The sequence below is a fragment of the Streptosporangium sp. NPDC050284 genome, assembly GCF_044459525.1.
Taxonomy (GTDB): Bacteria; Actinomycetota; Actinomycetes; order Streptosporangiales; family Streptosporangiaceae; genus Streptosporangium.
Window position 1 is genome coordinate 60853 of sequence record NZ_JBITIZ010000014.1, and the last position, 20536, is coordinate 81388.

The window sequence follows — 20536 nt, forward strand, 5'->3', positions numbered from 1 at the left end:
GGCCCCACCTTCCCCAGGGCCGTTCAGTGACCGGTGTCGTCGTCCGTCGCCGTGGAGTCCGTCCCCGTCGCGTCCATCGCCGTGCCGGGGGCGGCGGGTGCCCGCCGGGGGCGCCTGAAGAAGGCGGCCACCGCGTAGGGGTCGACGGGGTCGGAGAGCAGGGCGAGCATCTCCTCCCCACGCTCGGGATCGACCTTGAACGGGTGACCGAACACGTGCGGCCCCGTCCCGTCGCCCAGCAGCCTGGTCAGCATCAGGTCACCGGGTATCGCCTGCCCGGAGAGCAACTCGTCGACCAGCCTCACCCGCTCCCCGGTCCCGTCCCCGGCGGCGGACACGGTGATCTCGTCCCCGGACACGTCGAGGACCTCCCACAGCCGCAGCGGCGTCCGCCGCCAGGACTCCAGCAGCTCCACCTCGTCGTCGCGCAGCCACTCGGCCCGCGCGTCCAGGAACTCGCCGACGACGTCGTTCTCGAACAGCGCCAGGTCCGCGAGGGCGGGCTCCGCCACCCGGACGCTCAGCGCGATCAGATCCTCGATCAGCCGCCTGCGGGCCGGGCGGTAGGCGTACGTGAGCAGCTGCCGGAACAGGTGCGCGGCCCGCTCGGGCAGCGGAGCCCCGGGGATGGTGCGGCACGCGGCGTACTCGGCCGCGTCGCGAACGGCCGGTGCCAGATCGGGGGAGAGGGAGAGCACCTCGGAGATCAGCCCTGCCGCCTCGAACGAACGGCCCTCGCCCTCGGCCGACCTCGCGATCAGCAGCAGGGCGGCCGGCTCGGTGCGGGGCAGTGCCTCGACCAGTGCTGGGCCGAGCGGCTCGCGCTCCACCTCGTCGGCGATCCTCGCGAGCACCGTGTCCGACCGCGACAGGTAGGTGACGGCTTTGGGGAGGCTGGAGAGGTCGGCGCCCTCGCCGTACGTGCGCAGCGCGCTGCGCACCAGGGCGAGCCTGATGATGTCCAGCGGGGCCAGGTCGGCGACCGACGCCGTGTCCCACGGGGCGCCCACGATGCCCACCCGGCCCTCGCGCAGCTCCAGCGAGGCGTTGAGCAGCAGCGGGGACAGCGGCGGCAGCGGGTCGGCGAAGGTCTCGGGGGCCTTCATCAGCAGCTCCAGGACCACGACGTCGACCGGCACACCGGGACTGGGCTCCAGCCCTTCCGCGAAGGCGCGCAGCGCGTCGAGCGCCTGCTCACCGAACTCCTGGACGACCCGCATCACCCGCTCGGCGGGAACGTCGTCCAACTCGGTGACCGACAGCTCCAGGGTGCCGCCGCGCAACCGCAGCGCGATCACCTGCTCCGGCTCCACCCCGGCGAGCCAGCCGTCGGGTCCGGTCAGGACGGGCTCGCCGGTGTCGAGCGAGGTCCGCACCCGGCCGCCGCCCGCCAGGGGCACCCCCTCACCGTCGGCCAGCCGTGCCCACAGCCGCAGGTCGTCGGAGGCGGGCAGCACCCCGCTCGCCAGCTCGGCCCGGGTGGCGAGGTGCGTCAGCACCGCGCCCTCGCTCAGCGTCAGAAGGTCGCTCATTCCTCCATTGTTCTCGACGCCCGGACGTGGAGAGGCCGCCCTCCCCGCCAGGAGCTCGCACAAGCCCGTGGCGGGGAAGGGCGGCGGGGACGGCCGGGCCGCGGGGGCGGCGGACCGGCCTGGTCTCTGGAATCCCTCCGGTGGGGGTGCCGTCAACGTAACGGGGTGCACATGAGGCGCGCCTCTACCAGATGCCCCCTACCGTCACGTTATGGAGAGGTGCCCAGCCGGGGGTTCTCGGTCAGCCACGCCGCGTATCGTCTGCTCCGTCCGATCGCGTCGGAATGCGCGGCCTTCGCGTGTTCGAGGATCGACGCCGCGACCGCGGCGCTCGCGGCCTCCGGGTGCCAGCCGAGCAGCTGCCGCCAGCGCAGCGGAGCTCCCGCGAGCGGTACCAGCTGCAGCCCCTCGACGGGCTGGAAGGTCGCCTGGCACAGCGCGGCGGCGCGTCCGACCTTGGCCAGGTGCATGCAGGTGGCCACGTCGGTCTCGTAGATGGTCTTGGGGGTGAAGCCGGCGCGGGCGCAGGCCGTGGCGAAGCAGTCGCCGAAGCAGCTGTCGCCGGGGGTCACCGTCCACTGCTCGTCGGCCAGCTCCGCGAGCTCAACCTCCTTCCTGTCCACCAGCGGATGGTCCTCGTTGAGCAGCACGAAGACTGGGTCGGTCCCCACGGTCGACCACACCACCGGCCCCTCCACCGGCGGAGGGCTCTCTCCGCAGGCGCCGATGAACGCGAAGTCGATCCGGCCCAGCATCACCATGGCGGTGAGCTCCCTCGCGGACCAGGAGGTGTGGGTGCTCACCGGGGTGGACGGCCAGGCGGTGGCGAGGCGGTCCACCAGACCGCCGAGTATCGGGCCGTGGGTGGCACCCAGCCGGTAGCTGGGGAGGTCGGCGTTCGCGTTGGCGAATCGAAGTGCCTCCTCCTGGAGTTCGCGGGCCGCGGGCAGCAGCACCAGCGCACGTGACAGGACCAGCTGCCCCAGGGGTGTGGGCCTGGCGCCGTTGTGGTCGCGTTCGAAAAGAGCTCCCCCGAGAACCCGCTCTATCCGTTTGAGCTGCGCCGTCAGCGCGGGTTGGGCCAATCCGAGGTGGGTGGCGGCCTTGGTGACGCTGCCGGCCTGTGCCACCGCGCGCACGATCTTGAGGTGTCGGAGCTCGAGATCCATACCGGGAACGTAAGGCCGGGGCGTTATACCTGCAATGCAAACTTGTCATGAAATATGACTCAATTTTGTCGAATCGTTCCAAAAACGTTTTAGGCGCCTTAATTTATATATTTATGGACAGCCGTTAGCCTCTTTCCGGCCGTCTCGTCTGGAGGACACCCGCTCCCGCCGGCCGGAGTCTGACAGCGGTGTCCGACATCCGAGATTTCGGGGACCGGGATTGCGCCGAAGTTTCGGCTGCCGGAGACACCGATATCCAGCATCCGTATCCCCGCCCGCGGACGAGGAACGCTGGGCGGCGGACGGCGCCGAGGTTATGATCCGCCGATGGACGTAGCGGCGCTCACCCCGGCGCGGGCCCGGAGTCACTTCAGGGAGGGGTTGCGGGTGCCCACCGCAGGGTGGTGCCGGGGCTGGACCCAGGCCAACCTGCTCGCCGTGCCCCGCGAACTCGCCTACGACCTGCTCCTGTTCGCCCAGCGCAACCCCGTCGCCTGCCCGGTCCTGGACGTCGGCGATCCCGGTGCGGTGAGCACCGTTCTGTTCGGCGGCGACCTTCGCACCGACCTGCCCGCCTACCGCGTCTACGAGGACGGCAGGGCCGTGGCCGACGTCGGCGACGTTCGCGACCTCTGGCGGAACGACCTGGTCGCCTTCCTGCTCGGCTGCAGCTTCACCTTCGAGGACGCGCTGCTCAGGGCCGGGGTTCCGGTACGGCACATCGAGACGGGGACGAACGTGCCCATGTATCTCACCTCGATCGCCTGCCGTCCCGCGGGATCGCTGGGCGGCCCGCTGGTCGTCTCGATGCGCCCCGTCCCGGCCTCCCTGGTTCCGGCCGCCGTACGGGTGACCGCGAGATATCCGGCCGTGCACGGGGCGCCGATCCATGTCGGCGCCCCCGAGGAGATCGGGATCGCCGACCTCGGCGTCCCCGACTTCGGCGATCCCGTCGAGGTGCGGGCGGGGGAGACCCCGGTCTTCTGGGCCTGCGGGGTGACGCCGCAGGCGGCCGTCATGGCGAGCGGGGTGTCCTTCGCCATCGGCCATCTCCCGGGCCATATGGCGATCACCGACGCCAGGGACGACCGCTTCCAGGTCCCCTGAACGCCGCGCCCTCCGCCGCCGGGCGTTCAGGCGCGGGCAGAGTTCCGGGAGGTGACGAGCCTTTCCAGCTGCGACGTGAGCGAGGGGGCGCCGGGACGGTTGTCGATCTCGTCGTGGGGCACGGCGGGCGGTTCGTCCACCCTGATCGCCCGCAGATAGTCCTCGAAGCGGTCGAGCTTGCCCGCGTCCCTCGCGAGCCCTCTCGCCTCCAGCCGGGCTCGCAACGCAGGGCCGTCCGAACGGACCCAGAGGAGATGCACCGGCGGGCCGCCCAGCCGCTCCACCCAGCGTTCCCACACCGTCGCGTCGTGCACCTGGGTGGTGAACGGGCCTTCCAGCATCACCGGACAGCCGTGGGAGCGGATCTGGCGGGCGACCTCGGTCAACCCCTCGTATTCATGGCGTTTGATGTTCTGGTCGTACCAGCGGCCTTCGCGCTCCCCGTCGTCGCGTCCGTGGGCGCGGAGGGTGGCCGCGACGAAACCGCCGTAGACGGTGTCCTTGTCGAGCAGCGCGGGAACCGGGTCGAGCAGCGCGAGCAGTGCCGCCGCTACGGTGGACTTCCCCGCCCCCGGTGGCCCGCTCACCACCCACAGCGGCGCCACTCCGCTCACTTTCCCTCCGTGGAATCCCACCGGGGGCGCCGAGGGGGGCGCCGCGCTTTCCGCCGCGGACCCCGGTGGACCCCCGTGCGCCCCGCGAGAAAACCTGTCGCGGGTCCGCCTCCGGCCGGTCACGGTCTCAGTCCTTCCAGGCCCTGGCCACGCTCTCCTGGACGGCGATCGCCTGGGCGAGGCCGGCCTGGAAGGCGGGGCGCCACAGGGCCGGGTCGAGGACGTTGGTGCCGAACACGGCGACCGACGCCTCGTCGGGGACGACGTGGGCGACGGTGGCCTCACCCAGTTCGGCGAGTTCGGCTTCGAGGCGGGACCTCGGCGAGACGTGCGCCAGCGGTTCCAGGAGGACCACGGCGGAGCTGCCCGCCGCCAGGTCGGCGTTCGTCGCCGAGCGGACCCCGCCGTCCATGTAACGGCGCCCTCCGATCTCCACCGGAGGGAACACGCACGGGACCGCGCAACTGGAGGCGACCGCCGCCACCAGTGGAGCCCCCGAGTCGCGCTCCCAGACCACGAACTCGCCGGTCCCCGCGTCGACGGCGGTGATCAGCAGGCGGCGTTCCGGCCACTCCTTGACGGGCAGCCGGTTACCGATCGTCTCGATCCTGGCGCCGGTGTCCTTCACCGCGAGGGCCATCTCACCGACCCGGCGCCGGGCCTCCAGGGGCTCCAGGGACGGGTCGTAGAGCACGCCGAAGGCGGCCATCACCGCCTCCATGTCGACGGCGGAGGCGGTCGAGACGTTCGGGACCTCCGTGTCCGCCTGGACGCCGACCGAGCTCTCCAGATCGGCCTCGGTGGCGACGAGCGTCCCGACCACCGATCCGGCGGAGGTGCCGATGATCAGGTCCGCCTCTCCCAGCTCGATGCCGGCCCGGCGCAGACCGGTGACGATCCCCGCCTCCCAGGCGATACCCGCCACGCCTCCGCCACCCAGCACCAGTGTTCTCGTCATGCGCCATTCATACCTGATAGGTCTTCCCCGCAGAAGAAGCGCCCGACGAGGCGGAGTCAGACGTCACGGCCTCTCATGCCCTCCTGGGTGGGGTCGACGCCCCAGGAGATGATCCGCCGGGGGTGGATGCGGATGATCTCCCGGCTCAGGTACGAGGAGGGCGGTTCGTGGTCCTCGACGGCCTCGGCCTCACCCCGGATCTCCACGCCCCTCACCCGCCAGGGGTCGGTGGAGGCGACGTCGTCGACCACGAAGGCCACCCGCGGATTCGTCCGGACGTTGTGGAACTTCCTGGTGGTGCCCATCGCGCGGCCGTAGATGTCGATGACGCCTGTCTCGGTGTCGACGCGGAAACCGGTCGGGCTGTTCTGCAGGGAACCGTCGGGGCCCGTCGTCGCCAGGCGGCCCAGGCGCTGCCCTTCGAGATAGGCGAGCTCCGCCTCCGTGAATGTCATGTCCTCACTCTGTAACCTCAATGTTGATTGAGGTCAAGTTAGACTGGCGCATGCCCAACAATCCGGAGATGAGTGTCGGCCAGCTCTCCGCGCGCAGCGGGGTCGCGGTCTCCGCCCTGCACTTCTACGAGGCCAAGGGTCTGATCCGCAGCCGTCGCACCGCGGGTAACCAGCGTCGTTTCCCCCGTGACACGCTCCGCAGGATCGCCTTCATCAGGGTCTCCCAGCGCGTCGGGATCCCGCTCAGGACGATCCAGGAGGCGCTGTCCGCACTTCCCGACGAGCGCACCCCCACCAGGGAGGACTGGTCGAGGCTCTCGACGGTATGGCAGGACGAGCTCGACGACCGCATCAGGCAGCTCGAACGGCTCCGCCACGGCCTGACCGACTGCATCGCCTGCGGGTGTCTCTCCCTGGACCGCTGTGCGCTCGCCAACCCCGACGACGTGGCCGCCGCGAGAGGACCGGGTTCGCGCCTGATGCTCCCTCCCCGCGAGAACTGCGCTCCCTGTGAGGTGTGAGGAGGTCCGCCCCGCGGGCTGAGGCCGACGCCCCGAGTCGCTCCCGCGCGGCAGCTCCGGTGTCGCGTTCTCACGCCGATCCCGCACCTCAGGCAAGGGGCGGCGGCGACGGGCGACAGGGTGCGCTCCCGTGGGAGCGCCGGTGTTCCCCCGGGGGGTTCATCGCAGGTTTGTTAGTTGCCTATTCAAACTATTGACGATCCGGGGTCCGGCGTGTGAACCTCTGGGCGTTCATGCACGCGCATCATGGCGGTCGAAGGTCAGGGTCCCGTCACCTGATCGTGCATGGCGGTTTGTCCGTTGCATTGCGAAGGGAAGCCGTACATGCGAAGAAGGCTGTTCAGCATGCTCGCCGCCGTGGCGGTGGCGTGCGCGTCGGTCGGCGCGGCCGTCGGGGGCGCCCAGGCGTCCGCGTCGGGGGCCGCGACGAAGACGGTGGCGACCGGGACCGGTTCCGCGGCCGCCGCCGCAGAGACATACCAGTGGAAGAACGTGAGGATCGACGGCGGCGGGTTCGTGCCGGGGATCATCTTCAACCAGACCGAGAAAAACCTGATCTACGCCCGCACCGACATCGGCGGCGCGTACCGCTGGGAACAGGCGAGCAAGAGCTGGACCCCGCTGCTCGACTGGGTGGGCTGGGACAAATGGGGCTACAACGGTGTGGTCAGCCTCGCCACCGACCCGGTGGAGACCAACCGCGTCTACGTCGCCGCCGGGATGTACACCAACAGCTGGGATCCCAACAACGGGGCCATCCTGCGTTCCGCCGACAAGGGCGCGACCTGGCAGGCCACACCGCTGCCCTTCAAACTCGGCGGCAACATGCCGGGCCGGGGGATGGGGGAGCGGCTCGCCGTCGACCCCAACAGGAACAGCATCGTCTACCTCGGCGCGCCCGACGGCAACGGTCTGTGGCGCAGCACCGACAAGGGGGTGACCTGGGCCAAGGTCGCGAGCTTCCCCAACCCGGGAAACTACGCCCAGGACCCCTCCGATCCCAACGGCTACCTCAGCCACCGTCCCGGCGTGGTCTGGGTGACCTTCGACCCGACCTCGGGAACCGCGGGGAACACGACACAGAAGATCTACGTGGGCGTCGCGGACAAGGCGAACACCGTCTACAGCTCCTCGGACGGCGGGACCACCTGGAGCAGGGTCGCCGGACAGCCCACCGGCTACATGGCGCACAAGGGCGTGTTCGATCACGTCAGCCGTACGCTCTACATCGCCACCAGTGACACCGGCGGCCCGTACGACGGCTCAAAGGGCGATGTGTGGAAGCTCAACACCACCACCGGGGCCTGGACCCAGATCAGCCCGATCCCCTCCAGCTCGTCCGACAACTACTTCGGCTACAGCGGCCTCACGATCGACCGGCAGAACCCCGGCACGATCATGGTCGCGACCCAGATCTCCTGGTGGCCGGACGTGATCTTCTTCAGGTCCACCGACTCCGGCGCGACCTGGACCCGCGTCTGGGACTTCACCTCCTACCCGGAGCGCAGCTTCCGCTACACGATGGACATCTCCTCCTCGCCGTGGCTGACCTTCGGGACCAACCCGCAGCCGCCGGAGACGACGCCCAAGCTCGGCTGGATGACGGAGTCGCTGGAGATCGACCCGTTCGACGGCAACCGGATGATGTACGGCACCGGTGCCACGGTGTACGGCACCGAGGACCTCAAGAAGTGGGACACCGGCGGCCGGTTCACCATCAAGCCCATGGTCAAGGGGCTTGAGGAGACCGCCGTCCTCGACCTGATCAGCCCGCCGACCGGCGCCCCGCTGGTCAGCGCCCTGGGTGACCTGGGAGGCTTCCGGCACACCAACCTCGACGCCGTACCGCCCATGCTGTTCACCTCGCCGGTCTTCACCTCGACGACCAGCCTCGACTACGCCGAGACCAACCCGGCGATCATGGTCCGCGCGGGCAACTTCACCGACGCCGACCGGCCGAACGACAGTCACGCCGCGTTCTCCACGGACGGCGGCGCCAACTGGTTCCAGGGCACCGAACCCGGTGGCATCAACGAGGGCGGCACGATCGCCGCGGCGGCGAACGGCTCCCGGTTCGTCTGGGCGCCCAAGGGCGTGGGCGTGCACTACTCGGTCGGCTACGGCAACACCTGGACCCCCTCCACCGGACTCCCGACGGGAGCCGTCGTCGAGTCCGACCGGGTGAACTCCAACAAGTTCTACGGCTTCAGCGGCGGGAAGTTCTACGCCAGCACCAACGGCGGCGCCTCCTTCACGGCCACCGCCGCGACCGGGCTCCCCACGGAGGGCGACGTCAAGTTCAAGGCCGTACCCGGCCGTGAGGGCGACATCTGGCTGGCCGGGGGTACGGGCACCACCTCGGGCATCTGGCGCTCCACCAACGGCGGCGCGTCGTTCACCAAGCTGTCCGGCGTCACGAGCGCCGTCAACATCGGCTTCGGTAAATCCGCCACCGCCGGTGGCTACCAGGCGCTGTACACCGTCGCCACGATCGGCGGCGTGACCGGCGTCTTCCGCTCCGACGACACCGGCGCGAGCTGGGTGAGGATCAACGACGACAAGCACCAGTACGGCAACGCGGGCGAGGCGATCACCGGCGACCCGCGCGTCTACGGTCGCGTCTACCTGGGCACCAACGGCCGGGGCATCCTGTACGCCGACAACGACGGGACCGTCCCGCCCCCCGACACCGTCCCGCCGACCAGGCCCGGTACTCCGGTGGCCTCGGCGATCACGTCGTCGGGTGCGACGTTGACCTGGACGGCCTCGACGGATGCCGTCGGGGTGAGTGGTTACGACGTCTACCGTGAGGCGGGGGCGACGGACGTGAAGGTGGGTTCGCCGACCTCGCCGTCGTTCGCGCTCACCGGGTTGACCGCTGATACGTCGTACACCTTCTATGTGATCGCCCGTGACGCGGCGGGCAACAGCTCGGACGCCTCCACCCCGGTGACCTTGAAGACCCTCGCGGGGCAGGTCGACACCGTCCCGCCGACCAGGCCCGGTACTCCGGTGGCCTCGGCGATCACGTCGTCGGGTGCGACGTTGACCTGGACGGCCTCGACGGATGCCGTCGGGGTGAGTGGTTACGACGTCTACCGTGAGGCGGGGGCGACGGACGTGAAGGTGGGTTCGCCGACCTCGCCGTCGTTCGCGCTCACCGGGTTGACCGCTGATACGTCGTACACCTTCTATGTGATCGCCCGTGACGCGGCGGGCAACAGCTCGGACGCCTCCACCCCGGTGACCTTCAAGACCCTCGCGGGGCAGGTCGGCGGTGGCTGCACCGCGACCTACACGGTGTCCAACTCCTGGCCCGGCGGTTTCCAGGGCGAGGTGACCGTAAAGAACACCGGCACCTCGGCGACCACCGGCTGGACCGTGAAGTGGTCGTTCCCGAACGGTCAGACGATCACCCAGCTCTGGAGCGGCACCCACACCCAGACCGGTGCGGACGTCACCGTGAAGAACGTGAACTGGAACGGCGTCCTGGCCCCCGGAGCCTCCACGTCGTTCGGTTTCGGCGCCTCCTGGACCGGCACCAACGGAGTCCCCTCCAGCGTCACCTGCACTGCCCCCTGACCGCTTCCCGCCCGCTCTCTCACCGTTTTCCGTAGAGGGCGGGCGGGCCTCACCCAGGAGGCGACCGAATGCCGTCAGGTCGTTCCTCGCGCCCGGAAAGGGCTAGAGGGACGACCGCGGCGATCTCGGGACTCCCCCCTGAGGACCCCCGCTCCTCCCCCCTGAGGATGATCTGAAGACGTCAGCGGGGCCGGGTCGCCCAGCAGAGCCTATTGTGGAAGAAACCGACTGTGCTGGGGAGAACATGACGATCTCAGATGGGGTGCGCGAGCCTCACGGCGCGACCGGGCAGCCGTCTGAGACCGGCACCGGCGGCGTACGCGGAGAGACCGGCCTCGGTGGCGTCCAGGGCGAGGCCGCCATCGGCGGCGTCGGGGGTGACGGCCGGGTCGAGCTGGGCGACGCCGACGCGCTGAAAGACGCGGCGGCCGGGCGGGCCGGCATCCACGGCTGGCTCGACGGCGTCAGGTCCACCAGCGCGGGCCGCCTCACCCTGAAGATCGTCATCGGCGTGATCGGCGCCGTGCTGGTCATCGGCGGACTGATCATGGTGCCCTTCCCCGGCCCCGGCTGGCTGGTCGTCTTCGCGGGGCTCGCGGTGCTGGCCACCGAGTTCCACTGGGCGCACCGGCTGCTGGAGTTCGGCAAGCGGACCCTGTCGGCCTGGACGGCCTGGCTGGGCCGCCGGGGCTGGAGCGTCAAGATCCTGGTCGTCGCCGTCGCGGCGGTGACCGCCACCGCGATCGTCTACTACGGCCTCAAGCTCAGCCTCCACATCGACCTGGTCGTCGAGGCCCAGAAGTTCCTCACCCGATAGCCGCCCTCGCTCCCGCCTGGCCCTTGCTCCGCCTTCCCCTGCGCCCGCCGCGACGGCGGCCTCCGGTCCGTCCCGCAGGGCTTTCACCGGAACGCCCCGCCCGTGCCCGTCACCCACGGCAACGGCGCCGGCGGCACTCTGACCGCCTATGACGCAAGCTGTCCGGGAAACGGGACCGGCGCTCCCCGGAGTTTTACCCAGGCCCTTCCACCTCGTTATCTTTCGAGGATGTGACTCTTCGTAGTGTCTCCACGTCCGATCCGTAGAGACGAGTAAAGGAGAGTGACGTTCGATGCGCGCCCTGTCCTCGATGTTGGTCCTGGCGGCCGCCGGAGCCGTCGCACTGACCGGCACCCCCGCCCACGCCGACGACGTCAACCTGGCCGCGAGGGTCCAGCCGGGCGAGGAGGTGTTCCTCACGCCCGAACTCGTCCCCGGCGCCCGGTACGGCGGAAACGTTCTGGTCAAGCTTGACGAGAACAGCGTGCCCGTCAAGGTGAAGATCGGTAACTGCCGCGGCAGGTACGTCGGGTCGGTGCCGATCGCCGCGAACGACCACGCCGCGTACGTCGCCGCCACCACCACCCCGCCCGCCCAGTGCATCCGCTACCGGGTGAAGAACATGGGCAACCAGCCGGCGGCCATCACGGGCACCGGTTACTACTAAACCGGCCCTCCGGGGTGTGCGGGACGGAGACGGCCACCAAGGCCCTTCCCGTCCGGCGCACCCCGCTTTTTTGTTTCCGGGCACCGATCCCCGCCCGCGACCGGCGCAGGACGGCGAACCGGTCGTCGGCCCCCCTCCACGAGCAGCGCGGGGGTACGCCCGCGATGTGCGGCCACGATCGCTACCTGAGTCCCGAAAGAAAGAGAGGGAACGGCCTGAGGGGATGGCGTCCGTTCTCATGTGACGGATCGTCCGCGGTGCCCTCCATGGGATCCGGGTTCATGAGCGATTCCGGACCGCGATCAGGTCGGCGATTCCGGCCAGGATGCGGTCCAGGCCGAAGGTGAGGGCGTGTGCGGGGTCGGAGATCGCCTGGTGGGCCTCGCCCGCGGCCTGGCCGACCCGGGAGGCGACAGGGAAGCGGGTGCCGTCCATGATCTTGTCGAGCAGCGGGGCGTTGGACACCCACCACTCGACGTCGGTCATCCCGCTCTCCTCCTGGACCCGTGCCTGGTTGGCCGCCGCTCTGGCGGTGCTCTGCACATGGCTGAGGACCAGGGCCAGGACGGAGTCCATCTCGACGTCCGTCAGGCCGACGCCGTCCAGCGGGCGTAGCTCGGCCTCGTACTTGAGCGAGGCGTTCGGCCCCAGTGTGGAGCGGGCGTCGATGACCTGCAGCATCCACGGGTTGCGCCGGTAGAGGTCCCAGTTTCGGGCGGCGACGAACTCCAGCGCGCCCCGCCACCCGCCCGGCTGCCGGGACGGGGCGTCCACATCGTCGTAGAGCTCCCCGTACGCGGTGTCGACCATGAGGTCGACCAGCTCGCCCTTGCCGGGGACGTGGGTGTAGAGGGACATGGTCCCGACCCCCAGCCGCTCGGCGACCTGGCGCATCGAGACCGCTTCGAGTCCTTCGGCGTTGGCCAGCTCGATGGCCGCCAGGACGATCGAACGCACCGTCAGCCCAGAGCGTCCCGGCTTGCTGTGCGAGCCCCACAGGAGCGCCAGGCTGCGTGCCGGGTCGGCGTCGGAAGCTTTCTTCGCACTCACGGGAACAGTCTCCAGATTCTCGGCGTTGGGACCACCGTAGCCGAGCCGTACGGTGTACGGTACGGTCTACGTTCTAGAAGTGCGCAGAGGTCGGGCGAACTGCCGGTAGGTACCGGACGGGAAGACGGGTGCGAAGAGTGAAACCAGCAGACGCGAGGGCGGCCGGACGGGACACGACGGCGATCGCCGCGTACGACCTGCGAAAGAACTACGCGGGTGCCGCCGATGGCACGGGTCTCAACGGGTTCGATCTGGAGGTGGCGGCAGGAACGGTCTGCGGCCTGCTCGGCCCCAATGGCGCGGGCAAGACCACGGCGATCAGAATCCTGTCCACGCTGCTGCGCCCGGACTCGGGCCGGGCGAGCGTCGCGGGATTCGACGTCCGTACACAGGCGCGGCAGGTACGCGAACGGATCGGGTTGGTCGGCCAGTACGCGGCGGTCGACGAGATCCTCAGCGGGCGGCAGAACCTGGTGATGTTCGGCAGGCTGAACCATCTGCCCGCGGCCGGGGCGCGGAGGCGGGCCGACGAGCTGCTGGAGCGGTTCTCACTGGCCGACACCGGGGCCAAGCCGGTCGGCGAGTACTCCGGCGGTATGCGCAGGCGGCTCGACCTGGCGGCGAGCCTCATCGTCTCGCCCCAGGTGCTCTTCGTGGACGAGCCCACCACCGGCCTTGACCCGGCCGCCCGCCAGGAGGTGTGGTCGGCCATCCGCGACCTGGTCGGCTCCGGCACGACAGTGCTGCTCACCACCCAGTATCTGGAGGAGGCGGACCGGCTGGCCGACCGGATCACCATGCTCGGGGCGGGCCGGGTGGTGACCGAGGGCACCCCGGAGGAGCTGAAGTCCGCCATCGGCGGCGACTGGCTCGACATCGTCCTCGCCGATCCGGCGGACGTGGCCGCGACCGAGGCCCTCGCGGCGCGGGTCGCCTCCGGCGAGGTCCACGTGGACGCCGAGTCGCGCCGGGTCAGCATCCCGGTCGACGAGCGCACCCGGGCGCTCGTCACCATGGCCACCGCGCTCGGCGACGCCGGGGTCGAACCGGTCGACGTCACGCTGCGCCGCCCCACGCTCGACGAGGTCTTCCTGCACCTCACGGGCGGTGCCGAGAGCGCGACCGCCCGCGCCGGGGCGTCCGCGTGAGTACCGTGACCTCGCTCTCCCGCGAAAGGGGCCGGACGGACATCGCCGCCCTGCGCCCCGGCACGGACGGTCACCGTTCCCGGTGGGCCCCCGCCGAGTACGACGATCCCCGATGCGGAGGCATCCGCGTGAATACCACGATCCCGACCCTCGATACGGAGGCATCCACGTGAGCACGACGACCCCGACCACGCCCGCCGCCTCCCCGCTCGCCCGGTTCGGCTGGGCGTTGGCCGACTCCTGGACCATCACCCTGCGCGACCTGAGCCACTGGGGCCGTCGCCCGGGAACGGTCGCCGTCGGATGGCTCTTCCCGGTCCTGATGGTGCTGATGTTCGGCGGCCTGTTCGGCGGCGCCATCGGCGTCCCCGGCGGGGGCGGCTACTTCGACTTCCTGATCCCCGGCATGTTCGCGATGACGATGCTCTTCGGCCTGGAGAGCACGATGATGGCGGTCACCACCGACGCGGCCAAGGGCGTGACCGACAGGTTCCGTTCGATGCCGATGAGCGCCTCGGCGGTCGTGATGGGCCGCGGGATCGCCGACATGCTCAACTCGGTCGTCGGGCTGGCCGTCATGATCGGGGCCGGGCTGCTGCTCGGCTGGCGTGCCGGAGGAGGGGTGCCCGACGCGCTGGTCGCCGTGGGCCTGCTCCTGCTGCTGCGCTTCGCCCTGATCTGGGTGGGGATCTACATCGGCCTCGTCGCGGGAGGACCGGAGGTGGTGACGTCGGTGCAGATCCTGGTCTGGCCGGTCGGCTTCCTGTCCAGCGTGTTCGTCGACCCCGCCACCATGCCCGGCTGGCTCGGCGCGATCGCGGAGTGGAACCCGCTCTCGGCCACCGCCACGGCGGCGAGACGGCTCTTCGACAACCCGGGCTGGGCAGGGGAGTCGTGGATCGTGCAGAACGCCACGCTCATGGCGGTGATCTGGCCGCTACTACTGATCGCCGTCTTCCTGCCGTTGTCGGCGCACAGGTTCCGCCGGCTCGGCGGCTGACGGAGTGGTCAGATCTTTCGTGCGGGCGGGGAAAATCCTGTTTCTCAATGGGTCACAACATTTGCCACCGCGAGAAGATGCTCCGCGTTTTACATCGCCGCTCCGCGTTTTACATCGCGGTGACGGAATCCGTCGGGGCCTGTAACTGACCGTAGCGAATCTGAGGGCATGAGTGAGACGGAACGGGAACGATCCGCCTCGGGGTGGACGCTCAACAGGGAACTGCTCAACGTCGGCGCGATCATCGTCGCCGCCGGTATAGCCCATCTCGTCATGGGTCTGATAGGGCACGAGAAGTACGGGCCGTTCATGCTTGTGCTGCTCGGCGGGGTGCTCGTCGCCGCAGGGCTCGGTCACCGGTTCTACGAGCACCGGCGCCACCACGTTCCCATGGTCATGGAGATGGAGTGCGTGAGGTGCGGGGAGGCGCCGGGCGGAGGGGCCTGACGCGGCGAAAGGCGATCCTGGGAAGGCGGAGGGAGACGAAGGCCTCCGCCTGGAGCGCCGACAGACCGATCCGCGGAAGGTCCCGCGCCGAGGGATAGACGAGGAAGCGAGGTTTCCACAGCGGCTGGAACTTCGCGTTGAACCTGTACAGCGACTCGATCTGGAACCACCTGGACAGGAAGACCAGGACGCCGTACCAGAGACGGAGGATCGGGCCCGCACCCAGTCGCTCGCCCCTGGCGAGCGCGGCGCGGAACATGGCGAAATTGAGCGAGACCACGCTCACACCGAGGGCCGGGGCCGCCTGCAGGGCCTTGACGATGAGCAGGTCGTTGAGGCCCGGGTCGGCGGAGTGGTCACGGCGCATCAGGTCGAGGGAGATGCCGTGCTCCCCCCAGGGGACGAAGTGCAGGATGGCGCGGATGTCCTCACCCGGCTCGCGCTCGTCCTTCGCGGCGTCCTTGCCGCCTATGGTGTCCGCGCCGTCCGCGCCGTCCGCGCCGTCCGCGCCGTCCGCGCCGGTCATGCGGCTCGCGCCGCCTTCACCACCCGCGCCGGTGGTGCCGCTCGTGCCGTTCACGTCGCCCTCGCCGTCCCTGTCGCCGTCCCCGGCCTCCTCACCGCCTGTGCCGTCCGTGTCGCCCTCGCCGTACTCGCGATCCGTGGAACTTCTGGAATCCCTGAAATCCGTGGTCTTCGCGGTGTTTCCGGCGCCCTCGGCGGGCCTGTGCGCCGTGACGACGACGCATTCGGCGTCGGCGGGGTCACCGAAGCGGCCGAGGGCCATGGAGAAGCCCCGCTCGGTGTCCGTGCCGCGCCAGAAGTCGGCGGCGTGCCGGATCCGGTCCTTCTCCGCCTCGGTGAGATCCCCGACCCGCCGTACGAGACAGGTGTAGCCCGCGCGCTCCACCCGCTTCACCATCTGCCGGACGTTGCGCATCGTCCTGCCCTCAAGGGTGAAGCCGGCGACGTCGACGATCGCCTCGTCACCGATCTCCAGGGCGGACAGGCGGCCCTCCCTCGTCCAGACCTCGCCGCCCGTCTCGCTGCAACCGATCACGGCGGGCACCCAGGCGTGCCGTTCCGCCTCCTCCATGAACCGCCTGATCGCGCCCGGCCACGCCTCGACGTCCCCGATGGGATCGCCGCTGGCGAGCATGACCCCCGAGACCACGCGGTAGGCGATCACCGCCTTGCCCGTCGGGGAGAACATGACGCTCTTGTCGCGGCGCAGCGCGAAGTAGCCCAGCGAGTCGCGGGCGCCGTGTCCGGCGAGCAGCTCACGGACCGCGGCCTCCTGCTCGGGGCCCAACTCGGCGACGGGCCTCTCCGGCCGCAGCGCGAGGTAGAGGGTCGTCACCGCGGTGAGCGCGCCGAGACCGAGGAGTGAGAAGTAGACCAGGTCGGCGGTCCGCTCCGAGGAGTATCCGACCGGGCCCTCCACCCCGATGAGGCCGAGCAGCACGTGCTGGAGCCGCTCTCCGGCACTGGGATCACCGATGATCGTCCGGGGGTGTGCGTTGACCACGACCCAGCCGATGACGATGTCCAGGGCGCTCAGGGCGAGGAGGTTCCACAGCGCCCGCCAGCGGGTCCGGGGATCGGAGAGGGCGTAGAACTCGCGCTGTCTGATCACGAGCAGGGCGACGACCAGCGTGCTGAGGAGGGCGGTGAAGGGGCGGTGCGAGTGCAGGAACTCGGTGAGAACGCTCAGCGGCAGGAGCACCATCACCGCCTGCCAGGCCCTTCTCTTCCTGCGCCGGAGGCCGTGAGCGAGCATGACGATGAGGATTCCCAGGACGAGCGAGGCGGCCTGGGCGAGCGAGGTGAACGTCCCCGGCAGGAGTCCGGTGAGTTCGCCGACCCGGCTTCTCCTGAACGCGGGCAGCACGGCCCTGACGATGTCCAGGACGCCGATCACCATCGCCGCGTAACCGGCCGCGGTGGGCACCCAGGAGCGAGGCGCACATGACCGATCCCTCATGGGAGGACATTAATCGGCGATACGGTCTCTAACTCCATGACAGGACTCACCGTGGTCGAATCCAGCCCACTTCGTCCGGGCGACTTTGCGTTGCCCACTCGTATTCCTGGTTTGTCGCTCGCTCGTGTTCCCGATTTCCCGTCCCACGCGCTTCCAGTGTCCCCTCACCCCGTTCCCTCTCTCTCACACCTTTTCTAACCGATTCGTTCTAGATCACGATCTTGAGGGCTTTCCGGCTTAGGATGCCGCCGTGTCCGTGACTCCTGGGATTTACAGAGTGGTTGGAAGCCTTGCGCTCATGGTCTCGGTGCTCGTGCCGGTTCCGGCGGCCGCACACGCCGCCGAGCCGGCCGCCGCCGCACCCGCCGCCGTGCCTCTCGCCGCGCCCGTAGACATCGTGTTGCCCGGCACCCGGGTCACCGTCAGGGAGGATTCCAAGGACGCGCTCAGAGTGACCTCATACTCCTTCGGCAAGATGACCTACCTGCGAAGGGGCGCCGGATTCACCCGGCAGGCCGCCTACCAGGAGATCACGGTCGCGCCGAAGGCGACCAAGGCCCTCGCGGTGCCCGCCTCCTACCAGGAGGGCTACGACTCGGTCGTCCTGCTCGACCTCGCGGCCTCCAAGAGCACCAGGATCCGTACGGTGAAGAAGCCGCTCGTCGCGCACTACGTCCACTGGAACCGCAGGGGCGACAAGGCGGTGCTGACCGTCGAGAGGAAGAGCGGATCCGCGTGGGTGACCTCCGGCTTCGTGGTCGTCGACACGGTGGCGAAGACCGCCAAGACGGTGACCGTGGCCAATGTCGACAAGGCCGCGAGGTTCCGCTGGAGCTCCGACGGTGTCGACGTCGTGGCCGAATACGCGGGGGGCACCCGCTTCTACGGGCAGGACGGCGCGATCCGCCGCACCCTGGCCAAGACAGGCAGGCCCGCCGGTGGGGAGGACGCCTTCACCCCTTCGGGGCGGGGCCTGATGACCTGGTGCCCCTCCAGCTACACCGAGCACGTCTGCGTCTGGGACCGTACCTCGGGCAAGCTCACGACCAAGGTGCCGAGCATCAAGCCGAAGGCCCTGTGGGGCTGGTGGGACGAGACGCACTTCATCGCCGTCGTCCCCTCCTCGGGCCACTACCAGGTGGTCCTGTCCACGCTGAAGGGCAAGGTGACGCGGGTCCTGGCGGCCTTCTCCGCCTCCGACTGGTCCAACAAGCTCTATCTCGGCTACACCCGGCGGTGACCGACGGCGTGTGAGACGTCCGCGCACGGGTGCGGTGCGCGGGCGGTTTCTCCCGGAGACACCGAGGAGGCGGGTGCGGCCGGAAGACACCGGCCGACGGCGTCAGAGATACAGGCCGGTGCCGTTGTCGGTCTGCGGGGTGGCGATGGCGTGCAGGTCGCGCTCGCGCATCACCAGATAGACCTGGCCGTGGACCTCGACCTCGTACTGCTCCTCGGGGTTGAACAGGACCTTGTCGCCGACCTTCACCGCACGGACGTTCTGGCCCGCGCCGCAGACCTCACCCCAGACGAGACGGTTGGCCATCTTCACCGTCGCCGGGATGACGATGCCGGCCGTGCTGCGGCGTTCCTCGGACTCCTGCTCGATCTTGACCATGACGCGGTCGTGGAGCATCTGGATCTCGAATTTCGGGTCACCCACGAGACGAGTTTATGGGAACCGCGGGGTCGTGCTCGCTCGTCCGCGCACTCCGGTCCACCCGAGGCCCACACGTCAGGGTGATTCCGGCCGCGGGGGAACCGGCGGGCGGCAACACCGGTGACGAGATCATCCGCCCAGTAGGATCCGGCGTTATGACGTCTCCTGAGCTCGTGAGCGGCTTTCTCGACTGGTATCTGGCGGCGAATCCCTCCTACGCCGCCCTCGCGGGCGCGCAGGGGTACGACAGGACTCTCGGTGACTTCACCGAGTCCGGCATCCTCGCCAGGGAGCGTGAGATGCGCCGATGGCTGGAGCGCCTCCAGCAGGTCCAGGCTCCCAAGAGCCCCGGAAGTCCCGCGGGCTCCGAAAGGTCCGAGGGCTCCGAAAGGTCCGAGGGCTTCGAGGACGAGATCGACCGGGAGCTGGTCATGTCCATGCTGCGCGGTGAGATCGCGTACGAGACGTGGCCCCTCTGGAGGCGCGATCCTTCCGCCTACGTGGGGCCGATCTTCTCCTCGATGTTCGGTCCGTTCCTGCAGCGGCTGTCTCCCGAGGCCGAACTGGTGGACGCGGCCGTCGCGCGGCTGGCCGAGGTGCCGGACGTCATCGCCGCCTGCCGGGCGAACCTCGATCCCGCCCTGGCGGCTCCGCTGCTGGTCCAGCGAGGGCTGGGCCAGTCGCGGACCGCCAGGCGTTTCCTCACCGAGACGGTCCCCGGCCAGGTCGCCGACGAGGCCCTGCGCGCCCGGCTGGCGGCCGCGGCCGAACCCGCGGCGGCGGCCTTCGACGAGCTGGTGGGGTTCCTCGAAGGTTTCCGGGCGACCGGCACCTGGCGGATGGGGGAGGAGCTCTACTCCGCCCTGCTGCGTGAGCGGGAGATGCTCGGCTACGGCGCCGGCGAGCTGCGCGATCGGGGACAGGCCGCCTACGACGAGCTGGACGCGCGGATGCGCGAGGTCGCGGCGAGGCTGGACGGCGGTTCCGGTGACTGGCACGCGGTCATCACCGAACTCCAGGACGACCACGCGCCGACGCTGGAGGACATGCGGGCCGAGTACGAGGCCGAGACGGAGCGGGCCAGGAGGTTCGTCCGCGAGCGCGGCCTGGTGACCTTCGCGCGGGGCGAGGAGTGCAGGGTCGTCCCGTCGCCGGAGTTCCAGCGGCCCATCGTCTCCGTCGCCTCCTACATGTCGCCCCCGCCTCTGTCGACCTCCAGGATCGGGCACTTCTTCGTCCCGTACACCCCTTCGTCCTTCACCGAGGACCAGATCCGCCAGCGGCTGCGTACCAACGCCAGGGCGCAGATGCCCTCCATCGCCGTCCACGAGGCCTACCCCGGCCACCACTGGCACCTGTCGTGGGTGGCGGACAACCCCCGGCGGGCCCGCAGGCTGTTTCGCACCCCGTACTTCGCCGAGGGCTGGGGCCTGTACGTCGAGAAGCTCATGCACGAGCAGGGCTACTTCACCACTCCGGCCCAGGAGCTCGCCCACCTTGACTTCAGGCTCTTCCGTGCGGCCCGCATCGTCGTCGACACCTCACTGCACTGCGGCGACATGACGATCGAGCAGGCGGAGGAGTACATGACCACGAGATCGTCGCTCACCCCCGGCACGGCGAGGGGCGAGGTCGACCGCTACTGCGCGTGGCCCACCCAGGCGCCCTCCTACCTCACCGGTGCCCTGGAGATCGACCGCATCCGCGACGACTACCTGGCCGCGGGCCGCGGCGACCTGCGCGCCTTCCACGACACGCTGGCCGGTTCCGGCGGGCTCCCCCTGGGACTGGCCCGCCGGGTCGCGCTGGAGGGCTGAGCGGCGGG

Annotated in this window: 18 protein-coding genes; 10 read left to right on the plus strand and 8 right to left on the minus strand. The window is 69.9% G+C overall.

Annotated features, from left to right (window positions below; all coding sequences use genetic code 11):
• Positions 1–23 precede the first annotated feature (23 nt).
• Entirely contained in the window at positions 24–1532 is a 1509-nt protein-coding gene (locus ACIBH4_RS28975) for a hypothetical protein (protein ID WP_362501881.1), read from the minus strand.
• A gap of 209 nt (positions 1533–1741) precedes the next feature.
• On the minus strand, positions 1742–2701 hold the full coding sequence (locus ACIBH4_RS28980; RefSeq protein ID WP_362501883.1) for a LysR family transcriptional regulator: 960 nt from the start codon (positions 2699–2701) through the stop codon (positions 1742–1744).
• Positions 2702–3028: 327 nt separating this feature from the next.
• Between ACIBH4_RS28980 and ACIBH4_RS28985 the strand changes: the two genes are divergently transcribed.
• Positions 3029–3808, plus strand: coding sequence for a putative hydro-lyase (locus ACIBH4_RS28985; protein ID WP_362501885.1), 780 nt, complete (start codon positions 3029–3031; stop codon positions 3806–3808).
• A gap of 26 nt (positions 3809–3834) precedes the next feature.
• Here the strand turns inward: ACIBH4_RS28985 and ACIBH4_RS28990 are convergent, their stop codons facing one another.
• The 3 genes from ACIBH4_RS28990 to ACIBH4_RS29000 form a co-directional block, all read right to left on the minus strand.
• The gene (locus ACIBH4_RS28990) at positions 3835–4422 is read right to left on the minus strand and encodes an AAA family ATPase (protein WP_399173173.1); all 588 of its coding nucleotides are present in this window, start codon (positions 4420–4422) and stop codon (positions 3835–3837) included.
• A gap of 127 nt (positions 4423–4549) precedes the next feature.
• Positions 4550–5380: a patatin-like phospholipase family protein gene (locus ACIBH4_RS28995; RefSeq protein WP_362765253.1), complete on the minus strand. Its 831-nt coding sequence runs from the start codon at positions 5378–5380 to the stop codon at positions 4550–4552.
• Positions 5381–5436: 56 nt separating this feature from the next.
• Positions 5437–5835, minus strand: a complete 399-nt coding sequence (locus ACIBH4_RS29000) for a PPOX class F420-dependent oxidoreductase (protein ID WP_362765250.1) — start codon at positions 5833–5835, stop codon at positions 5437–5439.
• A 68-nt stretch (positions 5836–5903) separates the two neighbouring features.
• On the opposite strand from ACIBH4_RS29000, the gene soxR reads away from it, so the two are divergent.
• From soxR to ACIBH4_RS29020, 4 genes are all read left to right on the plus strand, one after another.
• The gene (gene soxR, locus ACIBH4_RS29005) at positions 5904–6356 is read left to right on the plus strand and encodes a redox-sensitive transcriptional activator SoxR (protein ID WP_362501891.1); all 453 of its coding nucleotides are present in this window, start codon (positions 5904–5906) and stop codon (positions 6354–6356) included.
• A 324-nt stretch (positions 6357–6680) separates the two neighbouring features.
• Positions 6681–9938, plus strand: a complete 3258-nt coding sequence (locus ACIBH4_RS29010) for a cellulose binding domain-containing protein (protein ID WP_362765247.1) — start codon at positions 6681–6683, stop codon at positions 9936–9938.
• A 244-nt stretch (positions 9939–10182) separates the two neighbouring features.
• Entirely contained in the window at positions 10183–10755 is a 573-nt protein-coding gene (locus ACIBH4_RS29015; RefSeq protein ID WP_362501895.1) for a TIGR02611 family protein, read from the plus strand.
• Positions 10756–11047: 292 nt separating this feature from the next.
• Entirely contained in the window at positions 11048–11422 is a 375-nt protein-coding gene (locus ACIBH4_RS29020) for a hypothetical protein (RefSeq protein ID WP_350947360.1), read from the plus strand.
• A gap of 279 nt (positions 11423–11701) precedes the next feature.
• Here the strand turns inward: ACIBH4_RS29020 and ACIBH4_RS29025 are convergent, their stop codons facing one another.
• Positions 11702–12472 (minus strand): TetR/AcrR family transcriptional regulator, encoded by a 771-nt coding sequence (locus tag ACIBH4_RS29025; protein ID WP_362501897.1) that lies wholly within the window; start codon positions 12470–12472, stop codon positions 11702–11704.
• Between the two features lie 137 nt (positions 12473–12609).
• Here ACIBH4_RS29025 and ACIBH4_RS29030 point away from each other — a divergent pair, with 137 nt between their 5' ends.
• The 3 genes from ACIBH4_RS29030 to ACIBH4_RS29040 all read left to right on the plus strand — a co-directional run bounded on the left by ACIBH4_RS29030 (position 12610) and on the right by ACIBH4_RS29040 (position 15067).
• Positions 12610–13620, plus strand: a complete 1011-nt coding sequence (locus tag ACIBH4_RS29030) for an ATP-binding cassette domain-containing protein (protein WP_362765244.1) — start codon at positions 12610–12612, stop codon at positions 13618–13620.
• A gap of 169 nt (positions 13621–13789) precedes the next feature.
• Positions 13790–14620 (plus strand): ABC transporter permease, encoded by an 831-nt coding sequence (locus ACIBH4_RS29035; protein WP_362501901.1) that lies wholly within the window; start codon positions 13790–13792, stop codon positions 14618–14620.
• A 168-nt stretch (positions 14621–14788) separates the two neighbouring features.
• Positions 14789–15067 carry a hypothetical protein gene (locus tag ACIBH4_RS29040; RefSeq protein ID WP_362501903.1) on the plus strand — a complete coding sequence of 93 codons (279 nt, stop codon included), beginning with the start codon at positions 14789–14791 and terminating at the stop codon, positions 15065–15067.
• Here the strand turns inward: ACIBH4_RS29040 and ACIBH4_RS29045 are convergent.
• Positions 15015–17051 carry a phosphatidylglycerol lysyltransferase domain-containing protein gene (locus ACIBH4_RS29045; protein WP_362765241.1) on the minus strand — a complete coding sequence of 679 codons (2037 nt, stop codon included), beginning with the start codon at positions 17049–17051 and terminating at the stop codon, positions 15015–15017. The genes ACIBH4_RS29040 and ACIBH4_RS29045 overlap by 53 nt on opposite strands.
• 277 nt (positions 17052–17328) lie before the next feature.
• Between ACIBH4_RS29045 and ACIBH4_RS29050 the strand changes: the two genes are divergently transcribed.
• Positions 17329–18291 carry a hypothetical protein gene (locus ACIBH4_RS29050; protein ID WP_362501907.1) on the plus strand — a complete coding sequence of 321 codons (963 nt, stop codon included), beginning with the start codon at positions 17329–17331 and terminating at the stop codon, positions 18289–18291.
• A gap of 102 nt (positions 18292–18393) precedes the next feature.
• Here ACIBH4_RS29050 and ACIBH4_RS29055 read toward each other — a convergent pair whose 3' ends face one another.
• Positions 18394–18714, minus strand: a complete 321-nt coding sequence (locus ACIBH4_RS29055) for a co-chaperone GroES (protein WP_350947367.1) — start codon at positions 18712–18714, stop codon at positions 18394–18396.
• 152 nt (positions 18715–18866) lie between these two features.
• Between ACIBH4_RS29055 and ACIBH4_RS29060 the strand changes: the two genes are divergently transcribed.
• Positions 18867–20528 (plus strand): DUF885 domain-containing protein, encoded by a 1662-nt coding sequence (locus tag ACIBH4_RS29060; RefSeq protein ID WP_362765238.1) that lies wholly within the window; start codon positions 18867–18869, stop codon positions 20526–20528.
• Positions 20529–20536 lie beyond the last annotated feature (8 nt).